Consider the following 18,939-nt stretch of genomic DNA (forward strand, 5'->3'; position numbering starts at 1 on the left):
TGATCTATCTGGAGTCTGGAATCCGTCAACTTACATAATTAATCCATATTATAATTCTATTTACAGCCAATGGGCTGAAATCTAACGTTCATTTGTTTCAAATGACAAATGGGACTGTTCTTTTTGTGATTTTGATTAAAATAAATAATTTATATGTCAGTCTATGTCTCGTGTGAATTACATAAAAAAAAGCCCCTTAACATCACATCGGAATTCAATCATTCCAATATGCGCTAAGGGGCGAGAAGCTAATATTATAGTCTACATTTAAGTTGTACTCGAACCGTTACATGAGTACAATCAACGACTTCTTAATCGTCGATTCTTTTCTTTTTAAATTTCATCAGGAACTCATACACAATCGGTACGATAACCAGCGTGAGCAGCGTGGAGCTGATCAGACCACCGATTACGGTAATTCCTAATCCTTTCGAGATGATCCCCGCACTTTCTTCGAGGCCCGTAACCAGTGGCAACAGGGCACCGATAGTTGCGAGAGCGGTCATCAGGATTGGACGCAGACGAGTTGCACCGGCTTCCAGCAAGGCTTCACGGGTAGGCATACCCTCTTTTTCCTTGTGAATAACACGGTCGATCAACACGATAGCGTTGGTGACCACGATACCGATGAGCATCAGTCCACCCATCATGGCGGAGACGTCGAGCGTACCACCAGCGATGAACAGACCTACCATAATACCAATGACCGTAAATGGCAGGGAGAACAGGATTGCGAATGGTGCCAATCCGCCGCCGAATGTAACAACGAGCACGAAGTATACAATGGCGATGGCCGCCAGCATGGCGAGACCCAGTTGAGTAAAGGTATCATTAATCTGTTCGGTTGTACCGCCAAACTTCACTTCAACGCCATCAGGCAGATCCAGCTTGTCGATCTCAGCCTGTAGGTTACTCGAAGCTTTCGTTACATCCGAAGCCAGGATGTTGGCTGTGACTTGTACAACAACTTTACCATCAATTTGCATGATGGAGTTCGGGGATGTACCTTCTTCCACTTTGGCAACATCTTTGATTGGTACTTCGATGCCAAGCGGTGAAGTGACGGTTTCATCCTCAATCTCTTTAATGCTGCTGAATGATTTGTTGTCTGTTTCTACATATACTTTGTACGTTTTGTTATCAATATCGACTTCCGTAAGCACAGGACGTTCCCGTGCCGGGCTCAGCGTCATCGCCAGTTGGCCTGCAGTCAGGCCCAGGGAACTTAATTTCTCCTGATCCGCCACGAGCGTATACTGCCCGTAGGTGTCAGCAAGTGTTGTATCTGCTTTTTCAAAATTATCCTTATCCGCTTCAACCAGTTTCAGAATTTCATCCGATACAGGTTTGAGTTGCTCTACATTATCGCCATAGATGGAGAGACTCAGGCCGCTACCACCCAGACCGCCGGACATGTCGAGCTCATTCCAGGTACCTACGGTAACTTCTTTCTTCAGACCTTCTACAAGCTGTTCCTTCACTTTGGTAAAGTCTTTCGTATCTTCGTTATATTCAATATAGAATAGAGCCGAGTTGGAACCACCGCCACCCATGCTGCTCAGTGGGTTACTTCCGCCGATGGAATATTGCATTTTCTCCAGACCCGGTTGTTCCAGCAACCACTTCTCGGCAACAAGTGCTTCTTTTTCTACATCTTCACGTAAAGCTCCTGTTTGAGGACTGTACGTAATGGTCACATATTTATCCTGTTGTTCTGGCAAGAAGCTTGCACCGATGAACGGGTACAGGAACAAACTGCCGACCAGCAAGATCACTGCAATACTGACTGTGATGAGTTTGTGTGAAAGGGTCCAGTTCAGCAGGCGTTTGTAACCTTCCGCCATTTTGCCTGGTTTTTCTTCGTGATTCTGTTTGTTCTTCAACCCTCCACGGAACAGGGTGTGCGCAAGCATCGGCACAATGGTAATGGCAACGATCAGGGATGCCAGCAAAGCAAATACCATGGTCAGTGCAAATGGCGTGAATAACTCACCGACCATACCGCTTACCAATGCCAGTGGCAGGAATACCGCAATAGTTACGATCGTGGAAGAAAGGATTGGCACAAACATCTCGCGAGTTGCTTCGCGGACTAGTTCACGGCCTTTCAGTTTCTCACCTTTGAGTGTTAACCTGCGGTAGATGTTCTCGATAACAACGATGGAGTCATCGACAACCCGTCCGATGGCAACCGTCATCGCACCCAGCGTCATCATGTTCAAAGTAATATCCATCATATTGAGAGCAGTCAATGCCATGAGCAAGGAGAGCGGGATCGAGATAATGGAGATAATGGTTGAACGAATATTACGCAGGAAGAGCAGGATGATCAGGATGGCAAACAAGGCGCCAAAAACGGCTTTGCCCAACATCGTGTTCACCGAGTCCTGAATTGGCTTACCTTGGTCAAGCAATACAGTCAAATCAGCATTTTTGAACTGCGATTGCAACTCTTCCGCTTTATCTTTGACTGCGTTAACGACATCAACCGTGTTGGCATCGTTGGATTTTACAATGGAAATACCAATCGATTCCTTGCCGTCTGTCCGGGAAATGGATTCCGCTTGACCGATGACTTCGATCTTGGCAATTTCACTTAATTTTACTGTCGGGATACCAGCTGCGTTGGCAGCACCTGAAGGGCTACCTACACCGGCATTACCACCAGCGGCTTGGTCCGTTCCTTGTGAAGCACCTGGAGCGGTACCTTGACCAGCTTCACCAGTTGGTGCTCCAGAGCCTTGAGGGGCTGCGTTTGAACCATTGCCTGTGGAAGTACCGGCACCGCCGGGTACAACTGGAATGGCAAGGTTTTTCAGATCATCGATGTCGATGATGTTGCCATCTACAACAACGGCTTTCTGGGATTTATCCAGTTCAAACAGTCCAAGGGGCACACGAATGGATGAACCTTGAACGATGCCGTTTACCGTATCTTCGGTCAGGCCCAGCTCGGCCATTTTGGCTTGGTCAAACTTCAATTGAACTTCTTTCACATATTGACCGGACACCTGGACCTGAGCTACACCGTCAATATCTTCGAGTGCAGGCTGAATATCCGATTCAACCAGTCGTGTCAATTGTTCCAGGTCACCGCCGTCCTTGTCTGACAGGCTCAGAGATACAACCGGGAAAGAGTTAATGCTGAACTTGGAAATGGTCGGCTTCTGCACGCTGTCAGGCAATTGAACTTCATTCAGTGCCTCACGAACGGTTGCAGTTGCGTTGGTCAGATCTGTTCCATAATCAAATTCGAGTGTGATCGATGCTGCGTTCTCCATGGAAGTGGAGGTAACTGTCTTCACGCCATCTACATTGCGTAGTTTTACTTCCAGCGGCTTCGTGACATCCTCAACAATTCCCTCCGGTGCAGCCCCCGGATCAATGGCAGTGACATTCAGAAACGGTACGTTGATGTTCGGGATTGTCTCTTGTTTCATCGTCAATCCGCTGTACAAACCTGCGAAAGAGATGATAATCGTCAGAATCCAAATCGCAAACTTGTTGTTCAGTGAAAAATTAATAATACCTTTCATACGATGGTTTCTTCTCCTCTCTGTTTCTCCTGTTTATATGTGTGACGAGTCAGCCTGGATAAACCGGCTATACTTGGCATCCAGACTGTGCTTAAGCTCAGAGTGCAAAGGTTTGATGGCAGATACGCTCTCCAAATTGTGCATCATGCCGAGAATGATGGCACGCCGCGGTGTGAATTCCATCATCTCCTGTCTGAGGATGGCGATGGTTTCGAGAACATCATTCTTTGTTTGCCCTGCGGGCAAATCGGAACCAGCGATATCCTGCATTTGCTTGATGATGTGAATGGGATGACGCATCACAGTGGAGTCTGTGTTTGGATCACTACTCCATGCGGGCCAGTCTTCCAACAAAATCAAAGGCGCAGGGCGATGATCGAGCAAACCGTAAGCTGCATAATCAATCATCTGCAGCATATTGGTTGCCATTTTGGAGACGGTAAGGGAAGGCATTTCTGTAAACCAGATCTTAACGTAAGAGAGGAACAGACCCTGTATGAGCAAAATAAGATCTATCGTATAGGGTTCAATCTCCGGTCCGTACATATCTTCCAGTTTGTCCTTGAAACCGTGTAGTGTAAGGACCTCCAGATCTTTATGCTGCGGGTTGCATTTTTCCTTGCGATGTGGCTCATCATTCATCATCATGCTTTGCATTTGCACACGTAAAAATTCCTTTAGCTCGGACACATGGCCGAGCAGTGTCTCAATCTGTTTGTGTGAACGTTCTCTCGGAGTAAGGTCAGCTTCATGTTCGATCCGGGATAGTTCGTCTATGAGCGTAAATAAACAGTACTCCATCGTGCTGTCTTCCAATTCCTCTTTGGATTTGAATATAAGGTAAAGGCTTCCCTTGGACATCCCGCATATCTCAGCAATCTCCTGCATGGAGGTTGCGGCACTGCCTTTGGCCGAGAATAGCTTGAGTGCTGTAGTAATGATGAGTTTTTTCTTCTCATTCATCTCATGTATAGGGTTCATTAACGATACTTTCACCTCATCAGGGAACTTGTGAGTTCTTGAATTGACTTTAAGGTCAATTCAAGTATAAACGATCTGGTTAAAGGAATTCAAATGGGAGTAAATTGGAAAATGTATATGGGGAAAAGTGGCTGATCAAAGGGAAGGAGAGACGGCAAGTAACAAGGTGAGCTTGTATGTACGATAGGGATAAGGTATCAAGAACGTTTAAGTTAGTTTCCTCCAGTGAAGGCGTATAAGGCAAGCATAATAATAGCGACTAGAGCGATGAGATAGAAAATGGCCATGGCGATCAGAAGGGTATACCCGGTAAAAGAGCCCATGCGTGCCAATAATTTTCTCATGATTAAGACATCCTTTCTTACGTGGCAAAGTATAAAGAGGTTCCCTATTTATATCATTCCCCAAAAAAGACGACTTTCTGATCGAAGTCGTCTTTTTTATATTACAGAATTTAATAGATATCATAATGGAAGCTAAGAATTACACGATAACGGAGATTGTAGAACCAACTTGAAGAGACGAGATGTTCGCCTTAAAGCTTTCTGTAAGAAAGCTTCTTCGGAAGCATATGCTATCACCGGAGATATAAAGTATAACTTCATTTCACTTTCGTTACGTGATCAGTTTCAGACCAACGGCTGCCACCAAAATCATCGCGATAAACAGGATACGCTTCGCTTCTTTCCGTTCACCGAACAGGAACATGCCTGTTAACGTACTGCCGACCGTCCCGATTCCCGTCCACACGGCATATGCTGTGCCCATCGGAATGGACGTCATGGCGTAGGACAACAACGAGAAGCTGAACACAAACGACACCAGCATAAGTACGATGTATGGCCATCCTTTCTTGGTGGAAGCACCATTAATACCGATTACGCCGAAAATTTCACATATCCCTGCACCTACAATTGCCATCCAAGCCATTATACTGCACCTCCTTTGGCTTCTTGCTGATCCGTAACCAGCTTCAGTCCGATTACGCCGCAGAGCAGCAGCCCGATAAGCAATACTTTGGCCAAGCGGAACGGTTCACCGAACAATACCATTTCCGTAAGGACGGTACCCGCCGTACCAATTCCCGTAAAGACGGCATACACCGTACCCACAGGCAACCTTTTGGAAGCGGCAATGATCAGTCCAAAGCTGATCACGATGGCAATCCCCGTTAAAGTCCACTCCCAGGCATTCGAGGCATGTTTCAGCCCGCTTACCCAGACAATCTCAATAATTCCGCCGATAAATACATATAACCAGTTGCGGTTCATGTTGTTGAATCTCCTTCCGGCACAACGCTGTGTGCCTCGTCGTTCAAATGATGAATGCCATGCCAAAATACAGGCCAGGATGCTTCCAACCGTCTCTTATACCGACGGGAACTTCCATAGATAATCTCCACGGTAATGCCGTCGAGGAGCGTCATGAATGCAATGGCGGCTTGTTCTGCGGGAATGGCTGGAATATCTCCATTACGCATTGCCCTTTGCAGCAGACGAGTCAGTGCGCGTTCCATGCCATCGATAAACGGATACACTTGATCCATCACTTCGCCATACAGAGAAAGGGGTGGGTAGAAACAATTACGCAACATCAAACGAGCCGAAGCATGGGCATTGTATTCTTGTTCGAACCAGATCAACAAGCCTTTCAACCTCTGCTCCAATGGCAGATCCGCATGATCGCGGAAATATTCCAGTGTGTGCCGTTTCACCTCGTGAAAAGCAAAGGCCAGTGTGTGTAAAAACAAGTCATCCTTGCAGCTGAAATGCGCATATATGGACGGTTTTTTAATCCCGACTTCATCAGCAATAGCTCTTAGAGAAGCTCCCTCATAGCCATCTCTGGCAAAATGGAACAGGGCTGCATCCCGAATGGATTGTGCAGTCATTCAATCACCTTCCTAACGGTCGTTAGGTAATTATATTTCCACACTTTACATCACCTGTCAAGATGAAAATATCCGCCTGCACAGTGAGTACAGGCGGATATAACAGGTATGGATGTGGTTTCTGATCAAAAGGTCGTAAGACCCAGAATCAGTTGCAGCTTATATAGGATACCTTTCAAAAACGTAGTCTTCTCCTGGAACTCATCCAGGTCTAACGTGAACTCGGCATCATTATTATTCCAAATACGCTCAAAATAATTCGCGATATCGAGTGTGAACTTATTGTCTGGAGGTGCAGCAACCCATAGATCATTCTCCAGATTGTAGTCATTCATGTTTCGTGGTGTAAAGTTGGTTGAACCCCCTAGGACAATATGATCTCCGGTTGCTTTGGCAAGATAGATCATCTTGGTATGGTATTGCTCCTTGGTGGTGTTATACCAGCGGATCTGAATTTTACCGTCGGATTTATCATGCAATTCAGCAGCGACAGGACGGTTCGGAATACCGATCTTTTCCTGACCAAAAGCATTTTCATTTGGATCTAGTACAAGCCGGATCTCGGTTCCTCGTTTTGCCGCTTCCAGCAGGGCTTCCAATACTTTCGGAGAGGCCACATAGAACATGCCCATCCATAAGGTGTCACCTTTGCCAGCTTGATTGATCTCATGGAGTACAGCGTCATTCACTTTGCCTTCAGTTAAATAGCGTATTCGCAAATCTCCCGTATTTGAATTCGAGGAAGGAGCTGTGTAGGCAGGAACCTTGCCTCCGCCTGAGATGTCGAGAACAGCTTGCTCGGACTGAAGAATATCGCCAATGATTGGACCTGTTACTTCAAATGCAATATTCGAGTGGTAGGCACTCGCATCATGGATATTGCCAGAAGAGACAATCGCTGTCTTCTCACTAACAACAACTTTACGATGATTGGCCTTCACATTGAGCAGCTTGAGATAGGAACGCACAGTGACATCCGGACCATCCGTGGCCATCAGGTTTTTGATCCAGCCATCTCCTGATTGGCCAAACCATTGGAAGAAGGTCCGCCAGACCGCAGAGTATACTGGAGTTGAATCACGCAAAGGGTCCACATCCGTGATGACCACATGAATGCCTGCTTGTTTCATTTGTTCCAGCAACGGATTGGGTGCTGAGTTATAGTTGGTATTTACTTCATCTGTAATGAACCAAATGTCCATGTCCGGGTGCTGATTTTTTTTGGCGACCAGCGCTTCGGTGAATTCAGTACTAACGGGAGGAAAGTTTTGTCCCTTGTGCTGATAATTATTGAACAGGAACATATCCACCAGGACAAACTGCTCTGCTTCCTCCACAATCTGCATCATGCGCTGGAAAATCTGCTGCTCGTGCTCCATCTGTCCGTCGGAGGAAGGATAAGTGAGGTCATGCAGGAACTCGACTTGATCCACACGATACTCCGGACTTTCGTAGGAAATGCCCGTTGGTAATGGTTTGTAGGTCTGATAGAGCATGACGGCGATGAGCCATAGGACCAATAGGACGAGTCCTGTTCGTATGTATGGAAATTTGCCGCGTGAAGACTTGCGGTCTGATGTATGGCGGCGTAATGAGGCCAACGGTGGACTCCCCCTTCTGTACTTGCTGACTTCTATTACCACACGGATGATAACGTTGACGCAGAAGAACCCGCTAGCATAACGAATGTAGTGGTAAAATGCATATGGCAAAATTGGCAGTATGCAATCGACAGGTGTCTGAGCGTTGTGTATAATGAGTGTATTATTTTTGTAGAATGTTAGGGTTTTCATATGCCTGACAAGGACGGGGAACCAATGATATAACCTTTGAAATCTGGACATTTAGGAAAGAAAGTGGGTAATAAGGTGTATTCCATCAAACAAGTCGCTGCCATGCTCGGTATCCCGACGGTGACGCTCCGGGCTTGGGAGAATCGATATAGTGCGGTCACCCCTGAGCGGACGGAATCGGGTTATCGAATGTATACCGAAGAGAATGTTGCGGATCTGCGCTGGTTGAAAGAACAGGTTGAGCTACATCAGACCAATATTTCGGAAGCGGTACGGATGTTGAAAGTAAACAAATTAAATCCGCCCGAGGCTGTGCCCACGCCGATCATGGCTCCGGTGCCTACGATGGAAGAAGCCTACGCACGCATGGCAGATCAGATCTATGACTCGCTCTACAACTTTCAGGGTGAACGTGCCAATGGTTTGATTGATTTTGGGTTCACCATGTATGGGTATGACTCGATGTTCTATCATGTGTTGGTGCCCATTCTGGTTCGGGTTGGAGATGCATGGGAGCAAGGCAGGGCTTCGGTGGCTCAGGAACACTTCATGACACAGCTGATATCACAGCGCTTTTATCAGTTTTTCCATCTGTTCCCGATCTATCCGCATCTGCCCAAAGTTCTGGCGTTGTGTCCGGAAGGGGAGCACCATCAGGTCGGATTGCTGCTGTTCTCTCTTTTTATGCGCAAAAATGGAGCGGAAGTACTGTATCTCGGTGCGAACACGCCAGAAGAAGGTATCTTCCCGATTATCCGGGAGCAGAAGATCAAGTTGGTCTGCCTGTCGATCACAAGTCCAGGGCTTCTTGTTAAATGTGATCAACTCGTCGAGCGGATTAAAAACGAGTTCCCGCATATTCGCTTTGTACTTGGTGGAAAGGGCTATGAGCGTGCAGAGCATGCGCGTTATCCGCAATGGATTATGCCGGAGAGTTCTGCGGACTGGCAGTCGTGGATGGAGCGTGAATATCTCTCCGAGCGGTCACCTGGTGCACGGTTTGGACAGGCCAATAATTAAACATAATCTCAAATGATATGAATAGGTTAGTGTATAAAGGACATCCTTTGACGAAAGTGATCAAAGGGTGTTTTTTGTGTTTATAAATGGATTACCAGGTATTTTGACCGACGGGTCATTTTTTGGTTTACAAGCTCGTATAATATTTGTATTATATTTGTATAATGTTTTTGCTAGTTACCGCTTAAAGTGTTCTTGGGCGGTTTAATAATAGGTTAGGGGCTAGAGAACTATAGGAATTCCCTACATAGAAAGGTGAGTGGCATGATACCGAATCAACAACGCAAACGTGCAGCTGTCATTGGCGCAGGTCCAGGTGGACTTGCAGCAGCGATGTTATTGTCCGGTCAGGGGTACGAGGTAGATGTGTATGAGAAACAGCCAGTCATCGGGGGGCGTTCTGCCAGATTGGAACTAGGTGAATATCGATTCGACCGGGGTGCTACATTTTTGATGATGCCACAGCTGATCGAAGAGATGTTCGATGTGGTGGGACGCAAATTATCCGATTATGTGGATATGAAAGAGCTAACTCCGCTGTACGCACTGAACTTTGGTGACAAGGTGTTCAAGCCTTCTCGTAATCGGGAAGATACAGCTGCACAGATTAAGGAATTGTTTCCGGGCAATGAAGACAATTACCTTCGGTTCATGCAAGAAGAAGAAGTGAAGTTTGGCAAAGTCATGCCTCTGCTCCGTCGTCCTTTTGGCAAGCTGACTGACTATCTACGCAAGGATGCGGTAACAGCTCTACCTAAGCTTGATGTCCACAATACGGTCTACGGGATCTTGTCCCGCTATTTTACAGATGAGCGTCTACGCTGGGCATTTACATTCCAATCCAAATACCTTGGCATGTCTGCCTGGGATTGTCCGGGCACCTTTACCATATTATCGTTTATTGAGCATCACTACGGATTGTTCCACCCCATTGGCGGCGTGAATCGGATCTTCCAAGCCATGGCCGATGTCGTGGAAGAATACGGAGGACGCATACATACTTCCACTCCGGTGAAACAGGTCATCGTTCGCAATGGTCGTGCAGAAGGTGTGTTGCTTGAGAACGGTGAACGCATCGATGCGGACCATGTGGTGGTGAACGCCGACTTTGCACATGCGGTGAATCATCTGTTCGAACCAGGCGTGCTTAAGAAATATACCCCGGAGAAAATGAAACGCAAAAAGTATTCCTGCTCTACAGCAATGCTGTATCTGGGCGTGGATGGTGAGGTGGACCTGCCGCATCACTCGATCTATTTTCCCGAGGACTACCGGTTAAACGTTGATGAGATTACAAAGCATAAAATGTTATCAGCCGATCCATCTCTATATATTCATAACCCTTCCAGACTTGATTCGACGCTGGCACCGGAAGGGAAATCTGCTTTATATGTTCTTATGCCTACGCCTAACCTCACCGCAGACATTGATTGGGAGGCAGAACGGGAGAATGTGCAGGAGGCCATGATGAAACGCATGGAAGGCATTCCTGAGCTGGCAGACATACGCAGCCGTATTGAAGAATGTATGCTGTTCACTCCACTCGATTGGGAGACTGAATTGGATGTGTATCGCGGAGCAACGTTTAATATGGCACATAACCTGGGTCAGATGATGTATCTGCGTCCCCATAACCAGTTTGAAGAGTTGAAAAGTGTATGGCTGGTAGGCGGCGGAACACATCCGGGCAGCGGGTTGCCCACGATCTTCGAATCGGCACGGATCAGTGTCAGACTGATTCAGGAAGAGGACGCACGCACACGTTCCAAGCCATCCTCTTATGTGAAGACGGCAGAAGCCAGAGGGCATTCATGAAGCGGGCCGCTATTGTAGGCGCAGGGATTGGCGGACTTACTTCGGCACTGTTATTGAACCGTCAAGGCTGGGATGTCACCGTGTATGAACGGGGTTCCCGCGTTGGCGGACGCATTGGATATGAGCAGGAAGGCGAGTATCGGATCGATCAGGGGCCAACGATCGTACTGCTGCCGGAGATGTTACTTGGCATAATGGAGGAAGCAGGCGTAGATCGTTCGAAGATTGAGTTACTTCGCTGTGATCCGTTATACAGAGTGCATTACCACAGTGGTCGTGTCATGACCAAGATGACCTCACGTGAAGAACAGACGGCGGAGATTGAACGTTTGTTCCCGGGAGAGAGCAGGGGATTCACACGATTCATGAAAGATATGGACACGTTGTTTCCGGCAGGCCGGGCAGCGTTTCTGGAAAGGGCTTTTCCGCGCAAAAGGGATTTCTTCACCCCTTCGCTCATGTCACTCATGGGCAGATTGCGTGCACACAAAAGTGTCCGGAAAGCGGTAGGCGATTATTTTGAGCATGAGGAATTGCTTGATGCGTACTCTCTGCAAAGTTTATACATTGGTGGATCACCGTTTGGGACGCCAGGTATCTATTCCCTTTTACCTTACGCAGAGCATGAATATGGCATCTGGATGGTCAAAGGTGGATATGCAGCATTGCCGGCCATTCTGGAACAGGAACTGATATCACGTGGTGGACGTGTCGTGCTGAATTCGGAAGTGACCGGACTCAAGATTAAAAATGGTGTGTGTGAAGGTATAGAAACGGCAGCAGGCGCAGAAAATGTGGATGCAGTTATCTACAATGGTGATTTCCCCCATCTATCAGGTTTGCTTGGACAATCACCAGAGGCAGCACGTAAAAGAAAACCGTATCGTCCCTCTTCCGGATGTGTATTGCTCTATGTGGGCGTGGACAAAACCTGGGAAGATGCAACGACGCACCAGTTCTTCCTGCCACCGAGTCTTGAAGGCAGTTTGCAGGAAGTGTTCAATCAGCGACGCATTCCGGCAAAGTCCTCATTTTACGTATTTAATCCGGTCGCATTGGATGAAACTGCAGCGCCTCAAGGACAGAGTGTATTGTATTTCCTCATTCCCGTACCAGATGCCGAAGGTGTCGACTGGGATCAGGAGAGTGAAGCATTGGCAGAACGTGTACTGGAAGAAGCGGAGCAACGAGGATTCCCGGGACTTCGTGCAGCGATCAAGTGGAAAAAGGTACGTACACCCGCTGACGCAGAGCGAGACGGGCTCTATGGGGGCGGAAGCTTTGGTATAGCACCTGTATTATTCCAGTCCGGTGTATACCGACCGCAACCCAAACCATTCCCTAATATAAAGGGATTATATGCCGCAGGAGCATCTGTACATCCAGGTGGCGGAGTGCCGATTGTAATGCAGAGTGCACGGATGGCCGTCAATCAACTCATGAAGGAGATGGGAACATGAATGAAGCGATTTTGAGCAGGTGTGAAGAGTTGATGCAAAAGGGTTCTTCCTCTTTTTATCAGGCCTTTAGAGGGCTGCCAAGTCCACGTCGGGAAGCGGTATATGTCATTTATGCCTTCTGCCGCATGATTGATGACAGTGTAGACGAGCCGGAACATTCGCCCTATACGATTCACGAGATCCATGATTTGTTTGATCAGTTGGACGACGCGGAAGGACATTTTATCTGGCCAGCACTGAGATGGTTGTTCAGCAGTTTTCCTCATCTGGATAAGGGGCCATTTTTCCGTCAGATGGAAGGGCAGCTCACAGATCTTAAAGTAACGCATTATACAACGATGCAGGAACTGGAGCATTATTGTTATCTGGTGGCCGGAACCGTAGGCGAGATGTTGTTGCCTGTATTGCGGGATGATAACGGCGCGGAAGTAGCCATGAACGGGATTGCTTTGGGTAAAGGGATGCAGATCGTTAATATTATTCGGGATGTTGGTGAGGATCGGGCCAGAGTGCGTCGGTATGTTCCGCTGGAGATCATGGAGAAACATGGTTACACTGAGCAGGACTTTGAAGACGGAGTCGTGGACGAACGTTTTATTGCCATTGTTCATGAATTAAAATCTGCAGCATTGAACTGGTTCCGTATTGGCATGGATCGTCTGGATACGTACCCAACAGAAAGTGCGTTTTCCATCGAGCTGGCAGCAGCCTTTTACTCCACCATTCTACACGCGGTTGAACGCAACGACTATGACGTATATACCAAACGTGCATATGTTAGCGATGAATTGAAACTGGAGATGCTGGGTGCAATTGTGAAACGTTACCCGATGCTGGCCTATCAAGCCTCCCGAACGGCGGTATCCTGATGATCCAGTGGCTTTACTGGGCGTGGTATGTCATTGGAGCAACCTTGATGCTAACGATCGGTGTGCCTGACGTATTATCTTTTTCAAATGGTTTATTTCTAATCTTCTACGCATTGTATGTGTTGGATCTGATCTATCAAGGGCGTAATCGGACAGGCCTGTCCGACCAGTCAGTCATCTGGCTGAAACCCGGACTCTGGATATCCTCTGTGATTATCTGGCTTGGAGGTATGGGCGTAGAGTGGGTAGGCGTTCATACGCATTGGCCCTTTGGTGAGTATGCTTACTCAGACTTCTTCGGGATTCATCTGTTCAGTGTGCCAGTTACGCTGGGTTTCGCCTGGATCGCAGTGGTGGGTAACTCGGCGCTGTTAAGTGGCGGTGGTTCAACGTGGACTGGCAGACTGCTTCGAGCAGTGAAGACCGGGTTCTGGGCGATTGTACTTGATCTGGTGCTCGACCCTGTTGCGCATGCAAGAGGATTCTGGGAGTGGCAGGCTACAGGTGGTTTCTACGGTGTTCCGTGGACCAATTACATAAGCTGGTTTATCATGGGTGCATTCTTATCTCTTTTCCTTCCGGCCATGCCTAATGACCGTAGCTCATTGCTGCGTGCAAAATGGTTGTATCAGCTGTTTATTCTTCTGTTCGGCCTGCTTGCTCTAAAGGAAGGGATTACAGGCAGTTTTATCATCGCCATTGCTGGTGTGCTTCTTGCCGAAGGGAGCTGGCTCTATGATTCGCGCCGTAAAATCAAAACCGTTTAATCGTATTTTTGCCTTATACAATCACTATTATCTGCTACGTCGGCGCTTCCGCTCCTTCACGCTCACAGGGTCACTGGACCCACAGGTGGACATCAGGGACAACTCCCCGATTGAAGCGACTCGTCCGGTGATCTATTTCATGAATCACAGCTCCTGGTGGGATGGTCTGCTGCTCTATCATGCGGCCAGGCAGACATCGCGGGGTGATCATTATGTGATGATGGAGGAGCAACAGCTTCAGCAATATGCTTTTTTTCGTAAATTGGGTGCGTATTCGATCAATAAGGAGAGTGCGTCCGGTATTCGGACCTCTCTACAGTACACCAGTGAATTATTGGATTCAGGTAAAAGGGTCTGGATTTTTCCCCAAGGAGAAATATTGCATCAGGAGGCCAGACCAATTCAGTTCCGTCCAGGCATCGGATTGTTGCTTCGTCGTTCTCCGAATGCCATCGCCGTACCGGTAACCTTGTGCCATGGGATGGTCCAGCATGATCTACCGGAAATATCGATGCAGGCGGGCCCAGCTGTGATGGAAGACTGGAAGGCGTTGAAGAGTGAAGAGATTGCCGCCAGACTCGGCCATGTGCTGGAACAGCAGTTAGACGATCATAGATCAGAGCTTATACGGATGGGGCAGGGAAGTTTGCCAGATGCGATTCCACTGATTCGTCATGTACGTTCGACAAGTGAAAAATACGATGCGGCACGAAAGCGGGTGAACCGTTAGCATGAATGCATCTGAAATCTTCTGGATTGTGCTTACCTGCATATTGGGCATACAGTTGCTGTTCGCTCTATGGAATGTCTCCTGTCTGCCTAAAGTGCGTTCATTTCGAGCAGACCGAATACAACCACCAGACCTGCTGGTCTCGGTGCTGATTCCAGCCAGAAATGAAAGACTACATATTGAAGGATGTCTGGAAAGTGTGCTTGCGAGCGATACGTCGGGATTCCGGATGGAAGTATTGGTGCTGGATGATCGCTCTGAAGATGAGACAGCGGCCATGGTACAAGCGATTGCGGATCGTGATACGCGTGTGCGTTTGCTGCATGGTGTCGATCTTCCAGAGGGCTGGATGGGGAAATCCCATGCGTGTCACAGGCTGGTTCAGGAGGCCAAGGGAGAATGGTATATGTTCGTGGATGCGGATGTGCGTCTGGAGCCAAGTGCCATTCGGCAGACTCTTGCGGCAGGGTGTGAGCAGAGCGGGGGGCTGGTAACCGGTTTTCCTTATCAGGTAACAAAGACGTGGATGGAAAAGCTTGTTGTGCCCATGATGGTCTTCACCATCATCAGTCATCTGCCCATTTTCATGATACGCAGATCATCCAGTCCGATGTTTGTGGCCGCTACGGGGGCTTTTTTGCTGATTCATCGCTCCAGTTACGAGGCATCCGGCGGTCATGCTGCCATTCAGGCGCATCTGGTGGATGATATGAGTCTCGCCAAAGCAGTCAAGCGTGCAGGTCATCCGGTGATACTGACCGACGTGCATGACGTAACGAATACCCGCATGTATCAGAACGGTGCAGAAGTATGGAACGGATATAAGAAAAACATGTACGAAGGTATGGGGCGCAAAGACGTGTTGCTGCTTGTCACGATGTTAATGTATACACTGATGTATATTGTGCCCCCGCTAGGCTTGATTATTGGACTCCTTATGGGCAGTTCTATGTCCATTCTGTATGGATTGTTAGGAACATTATTAGGTATGGCTGTGAAAAGAGTAGCGGATCATGCTGGCGGACAACCCTGGTGGCTCGCCCTTCTGCAACCGGTCAGCATGGCCTGTGTCATTGCCATCGGACTTGCTTCCTGGCAGGCAGGCCGCTCCGGCAAGGGGTATGTATGGAAAGGTAGGCGGTACAGTTGAGAGGTAACGTCATTATAATCGGTGCAGGTTTTGGAGGTCTGTCGTGTGCGATACGACTGGCTTCACAAGGTGTGCAGGTGACCATTCTGGAACGGCAGAAGCACGTAGGTGGCAAGCTGCAGCAGATTGAGCGGGACGGGTATCATTTTGACCGGGGACCGAGCACAATCACGATGCCATCGACCTTTCGTTCAGTCTTCGACCATGCGGGTGTAGCAATGGAAGATTACGTACAGTTATATGAGTTAGAGCCGCGCACACGTAATATTTTCGCAGATGGCACAGTGGTAGATTTGTCAGGTAATCGTGGGTGGATGAAGGAGCAGATCGCAGCGTACAGTCCGGAGGATGCGGCTCGTTATGATGCATTTATGGATGAGTCTGCTGCGCTATATGCGGAAGCCAATCGTCATTTTCTCGGTAAGTTGCTGCTGTCTCCTTCTGACAAATACAATCTTCAAATGCTGCGCAGCCTGCTCCGCGTGCGGCCAACGGTGAAGCTGGATAAGTTGCTGCGCTCGTATTTCCGACATCCGCATACGCTGGCTATGTTCGGACGGTACGCGACCTATGTGGGCTCATCGCCGTATCAATCGCCTTCCATTTTTGCCATGATGGGGCATGTGGAAGCAGAAGTCGGCATCTACGGGGTCAAAGGTGGAACCTATCAACTGATCGAAGGAATGACCCGGCTGGCTCGGGAAAAAGGTGTACAGATCATTACCGGCACAGAGGTCCGGCAGATTGTTGTTCGGAATGGCAAAGTGGCAGGTGTGGATACGGATCAAGGCTTTCGGGAAGCCGATCAGGTGGTTGCGAATGGAGACGTGCTTAGCGTAAATCGACTGCTGCTCGCACCGGAACACCGGAAAGAGATGAGCGATGCGCGCATACAGAAGTATGAGCCATCCATTTCAGGATTTGTAACGCTGGCAGGTGTGCGAAGGCAATATGATGCGTTGTTACACCATACGGTCTTTTTCCCGGAACGGTATGAACCGGAGTTTGACCATATTTTCCGTGACCGTAAAATGCCCGCCGATCCCACGATCTATATCTGTTATTCCGGTTATTCGGAAGCGGGCATGGCTCCCGCGGGAGCCAGTAATCTGTTCATTCTGGTCAATGCCCCCTATTTGTCGGATTCATGGAATTGGGAGCAGCAGACGGAACGTTACGGAGCGTTTGTGCTGGAACAATTGGCGGCGCGGGGAATTACCGGGTTGAATGAATCCGATGTGCTGATCCGGTACACACCGCGAGATATCGAACGGGATACCTTGGCGCATCAAGGGTCGATCTACGGCATCTCGTCCAACTCGGTGAAGCAGACCTTCATGCGACCGGGCAACCGAAGCAAAGATGTACAAGGTCTCTGGTACGTGGGCGGAACCACGCATCCAGGCGGTGGAACCCCGATTGTAACGTTGTCCGGACAGCTTGTTGGTGAGCAATTGGCATCGGAAATTTTGAGATAAGTTTGTTGTGCAGATGATGGAGTGAAAATGTGTTTTGTTGATCCATGTGCGTGTGTATCGTCTCTGCTAACCAGCTTCGAAGATGCGACAGATGATCCGTGCTGTTGAGTAGGATGAGATAGTGGTGCTCCGGGATTTAAGTGAGACATTTGGTGTCGGGGCATCCTTTCAATAGCCGGTTTGGAACGTTATACTGGATAGAGTTAAACTGCTGAGCTGCAATGCTTATAGGATTAATGTTTTTGTCTTTTGCAAAAGACGTGTATACATAGAAGTAAGGAACGGGCAGGTTATCCTGTCGATCCGCGCGATTCTCACATAGGAGGTCTCATCATGAATGAACAAGAGCGAGCCGGCGAACGGCTGCTTCCCGAAGTGGCTACGGGAGAACGGAAGCTAGAGCACGTGCGCCTCTGTCTTGAGGAGAATGTGGCAGGAGAAGGGGTAACCAGCGGTATGGAGCGGTTTGCGTTTCGCCATCACCCACTGCCGGAACTGGATTTTGAAGAGGTGCATCTGGAAACTTCGTTTATTGGCAAAAAAGTACGTACACCCTTGCTCATCAGTTCGATGACGGGTGGAAGCAAAACAACGGGCGCCATCAATGAGCGCCTCGCCCGAGTAGCAAACGCCAGAGGCTGGGCACTTGGCGTAGGTTCGATCCGGGCTGCCGTGGAACAGCCAGAACTGGCAAGTACCTTCGATGTGCGGCGCTGGGCACCGGACATCCCGGTCATTGCCAACCTGGGCGCGGTGCAGCTGAACTATGGGTTCACCACGGCTGATTTCCAGCGTGCTGTAGATATTGCGGGTGCGGACATGCTCGTGCTTCACCTGAACACCTTGCAGGAAGTTTTCCAGCCGGAAGGTAACACCAACTTCAGTGGATTATTTCAACGGATTGAAAACTTGTGTCGTGAGCTAGACGTACCTGTTGGTGTGAAAGAAGTAGGTTTTGGCATCGATGGTGTGACGGCTCAACGCCTATATGAAGCAGGTGTCGCGTTTATCGATGTGGCCGGGGCTGGAGGTACAAGCTGGGTACAGGTGGAGAAGTACCGCAACAATAACCCGGTACGCCGAGCCGCAGCTGAAGCTTTTGCCGACTGGGGTATTCCGACAGCGGAATGTATTCAGGAAGTACGAGCGCTGAATCCTACTGGTTCCCTGATTGGCAGCGGTGGACTGTACACTGGCGTGGATGCGGCCAAAGCCCTCGCGCTCGGTGCAGATCTCGCTGGTTTCGGTCGATCTCTGCTCGAATCCGCAGTAGCTTCCGATGATGCGCTGAATGAGCGGCTGGAACAGGTTGAGTTTGAACTTCGTACCGTGATGTTTGGTATTGGCGCAGGTCGGATTGAGGATTTGAAGCAGACGTCACGTCTGGTGGAACGGCGTTAGACCGGGGTTGAAATGAAGATGATATAAACTTCATTAGGAGTTATTTAA

16 protein-coding genes are annotated in these 18,939 nt (G+C 48.6%); 9 read left to right on the forward strand and 7 right to left on the reverse strand.

What is annotated here, in order from left to right; translation table 11 throughout:
• Positions 1–311: 311 nt before the first annotated feature.
• The 7 genes from MHB71_RS27815 to MHB71_RS27845 form a co-directional block, all read right to left on the reverse strand.
• Positions 312–3,536, reverse strand: a complete 3,225-nt coding sequence (locus tag MHB71_RS27815; protein WP_340028227.1) for an efflux RND transporter permease subunit — start codon at positions 3,534–3,536, stop codon at positions 312–314.
• A gap of 33 nt (positions 3,537–3,569) precedes the next feature.
• Complete coding sequence (locus MHB71_RS27820; RefSeq protein WP_340028228.1) at positions 3,570–4,517, reverse strand: TetR/AcrR family transcriptional regulator; 948 nt, start codon at positions 4,515–4,517, stop codon at positions 3,570–3,572.
• Positions 4,518–4,729: 212 nt separating this feature from the next.
• Positions 4,730–4,861 carry a hypothetical protein gene (locus MHB71_RS27825; RefSeq protein WP_279303093.1) on the reverse strand — a complete coding sequence of 44 codons (132 nt, stop codon included), beginning with the start codon at positions 4,859–4,861 and terminating at the stop codon, positions 4,730–4,732.
• A 271-nt stretch (positions 4,862–5,132) separates the two neighbouring features.
• The gene (locus tag MHB71_RS27830; protein ID WP_017691901.1) at positions 5,133–5,447 is read right to left on the reverse strand and encodes a multidrug efflux SMR transporter; all 315 of its coding nucleotides are present in this window, start codon (positions 5,445–5,447) and stop codon (positions 5,133–5,135) included.
• A complete protein-coding gene (locus MHB71_RS27835; RefSeq protein ID WP_017691902.1) occupies positions 5,447–5,788 on the reverse strand; it encodes a multidrug efflux SMR transporter in 342 nt (113 codons plus the stop codon). Before MHB71_RS27835 ends, MHB71_RS27830 begins: the two co-directional genes overlap by 1 nt.
• Positions 5,785–6,408, reverse strand: a complete 624-nt coding sequence (locus tag MHB71_RS27840) for a TetR/AcrR family transcriptional regulator (RefSeq protein ID WP_340028229.1) — start codon at positions 6,406–6,408, stop codon at positions 5,785–5,787. Before MHB71_RS27840 ends, MHB71_RS27835 begins: the two co-directional genes overlap by 4 nt.
• Before the next feature lie 125 nt (positions 6,409–6,533).
• Positions 6,534–7,904, reverse strand: coding sequence for a phospholipase D family protein (locus tag MHB71_RS27845; protein ID WP_235193714.1), 1,371 nt, complete (start codon positions 7,902–7,904; stop codon positions 6,534–6,536).
• Positions 7,905–8,276: 372 nt separating this feature from the next.
• Between MHB71_RS27845 and MHB71_RS27850 the strand changes: the two genes are divergently transcribed.
• The 9 genes from MHB71_RS27850 to fni all read left to right on the forward strand — a co-directional run bounded on the left by MHB71_RS27850 (position 8,277) and on the right by fni (position 18,891).
• Positions 8,277–9,221, forward strand: coding sequence for a MerR family transcriptional regulator (locus MHB71_RS27850; protein WP_036612617.1), 945 nt, complete (start codon positions 8,277–8,279; stop codon positions 9,219–9,221).
• Positions 9,222–9,485: 264 nt separating this feature from the next.
• Entirely contained in the window at positions 9,486–11,036 is a 1,551-nt protein-coding gene (gene crtI, locus MHB71_RS27855; protein WP_340028230.1) for a phytoene desaturase family protein, read from the forward strand.
• Complete coding sequence (gene crtI, locus MHB71_RS27860; protein WP_340028231.1) at positions 11,033–12,496, forward strand: phytoene desaturase family protein; 1,464 nt, start codon at positions 11,033–11,035, stop codon at positions 12,494–12,496. Before crtI (MHB71_RS27855) ends, crtI (MHB71_RS27860) begins: the two co-directional genes overlap by 4 nt.
• Entirely contained in the window at positions 12,493–13,365 is an 873-nt protein-coding gene (locus MHB71_RS27865) for a phytoene/squalene synthase family protein (protein WP_340028232.1), read from the forward strand. The genes crtI (MHB71_RS27860) and MHB71_RS27865 overlap by 4 nt, the downstream gene beginning before the upstream one ends.
• Positions 13,365–14,132 carry a carotenoid biosynthesis protein gene (locus MHB71_RS27870; protein WP_340028233.1) on the forward strand — a complete coding sequence of 256 codons (768 nt, stop codon included), beginning with the start codon at positions 13,365–13,367 and terminating at the stop codon, positions 14,130–14,132. The genes MHB71_RS27865 and MHB71_RS27870 overlap by 1 nt, the downstream gene beginning before the upstream one ends.
• On the forward strand, positions 14,101–14,862 hold the full coding sequence (locus MHB71_RS27875) for a lysophospholipid acyltransferase family protein (RefSeq protein WP_036612609.1): 762 nt from the start codon (positions 14,101–14,103) through the stop codon (positions 14,860–14,862). The genes MHB71_RS27870 and MHB71_RS27875 overlap by 32 nt, the downstream gene beginning before the upstream one ends.
• Before the next feature lies 1 nt (position 14,863).
• Complete coding sequence (locus MHB71_RS27880; protein ID WP_340028234.1) at positions 14,864–16,012, forward strand: glycosyltransferase family 2 protein; 1,149 nt, start codon at positions 14,864–14,866, stop codon at positions 16,010–16,012.
• A complete protein-coding gene (crtI, locus tag MHB71_RS27885; RefSeq protein ID WP_340028235.1) occupies positions 16,009–17,490 on the forward strand; it encodes a phytoene desaturase family protein in 1,482 nt (493 codons plus the stop codon). The genes MHB71_RS27880 and crtI (MHB71_RS27885) overlap by 4 nt, the downstream gene beginning before the upstream one ends.
• Positions 17,491–17,823: 333 nt before the next feature.
• Positions 17,824–18,891 (forward strand): type 2 isopentenyl-diphosphate Delta-isomerase, encoded by a 1,068-nt coding sequence (gene fni, locus MHB71_RS27890; protein WP_036612604.1) that lies wholly within the window; start codon positions 17,824–17,826, stop codon positions 18,889–18,891.
• Positions 18,892–18,939 lie beyond the last annotated feature (48 nt).

Source organism: Paenibacillus sp. FSL H7-0940, from assembly GCF_037979415.1.
Classification (GTDB): Bacteria; Bacillota; Bacilli; order Paenibacillales; family Paenibacillaceae; genus Paenibacillus; species Paenibacillus amylolyticus.

Excerpts from the sequence above, each read along its gene's own strand:
- MHB71_RS27815 (WP_340028227.1), bottom strand. The coding sequence starts at position 3,536 with ATGAAAGGTATTATTAATTTTTCACTGAACAACAAGTTTGCGATTTGG.
- MHB71_RS27820 (WP_340028228.1), bottom strand. The coding sequence starts at position 4,517 with ATGAACCCTATACATGAGATGAATGAGAAGAAAAAACTCATCATTACT.
- MHB71_RS27825 (WP_279303093.1), bottom strand. The coding sequence starts at position 4,861 with ATGAGAAAATTATTGGCACGCATGGGCTCTTTTACCGGGTATACCCTT.
- MHB71_RS27830 (WP_017691901.1), bottom strand. The coding sequence starts at position 5,447 with ATGGCTTGGATGGCAATTGTAGGTGCAGGGATATGTGAAATTTTCGGC.
- MHB71_RS27835 (WP_017691902.1), bottom strand. The coding sequence starts at position 5,788 with ATGAACCGCAACTGGTTATATGTATTTATCGGCGGAATTATTGAGATT.
- MHB71_RS27840 (WP_340028229.1), bottom strand. The coding sequence starts at position 6,408 with ATGACTGCACAATCCATTCGGGATGCAGCCCTGTTCCATTTTGCCAGA.
- MHB71_RS27845 (WP_235193714.1), bottom strand. The coding sequence starts at position 7,904 with ATGCTCTATCAGACCTACAAACCATTACCAACGGGCATTTCCTACGAA.
- crtI (WP_340028230.1), top strand. The coding sequence starts at position 9,486 with ATGATACCGAATCAACAACGCAAACGTGCAGCTGTCATTGGCGCAGGT.
- crtI (WP_340028231.1), top strand. The coding sequence starts at position 11,033 with ATGAAGCGGGCCGCTATTGTAGGCGCAGGGATTGGCGGACTTACTTCG.
- MHB71_RS27865 (WP_340028232.1), top strand. The coding sequence starts at position 12,493 with ATGAATGAAGCGATTTTGAGCAGGTGTGAAGAGTTGATGCAAAAGGGT.
- MHB71_RS27870 (WP_340028233.1), top strand. The coding sequence starts at position 13,365 with ATGATCCAGTGGCTTTACTGGGCGTGGTATGTCATTGGAGCAACCTTG.
- MHB71_RS27875 (WP_036612609.1), top strand. The coding sequence starts at position 14,101 with ATGATTCGCGCCGTAAAATCAAAACCGTTTAATCGTATTTTTGCCTTA.
- MHB71_RS27880 (WP_340028234.1), top strand. The coding sequence starts at position 14,864 with ATGAATGCATCTGAAATCTTCTGGATTGTGCTTACCTGCATATTGGGC.
- fni (WP_036612604.1), top strand. The coding sequence starts at position 17,824 with ATGAATGAACAAGAGCGAGCCGGCGAACGGCTGCTTCCCGAAGTGGCT.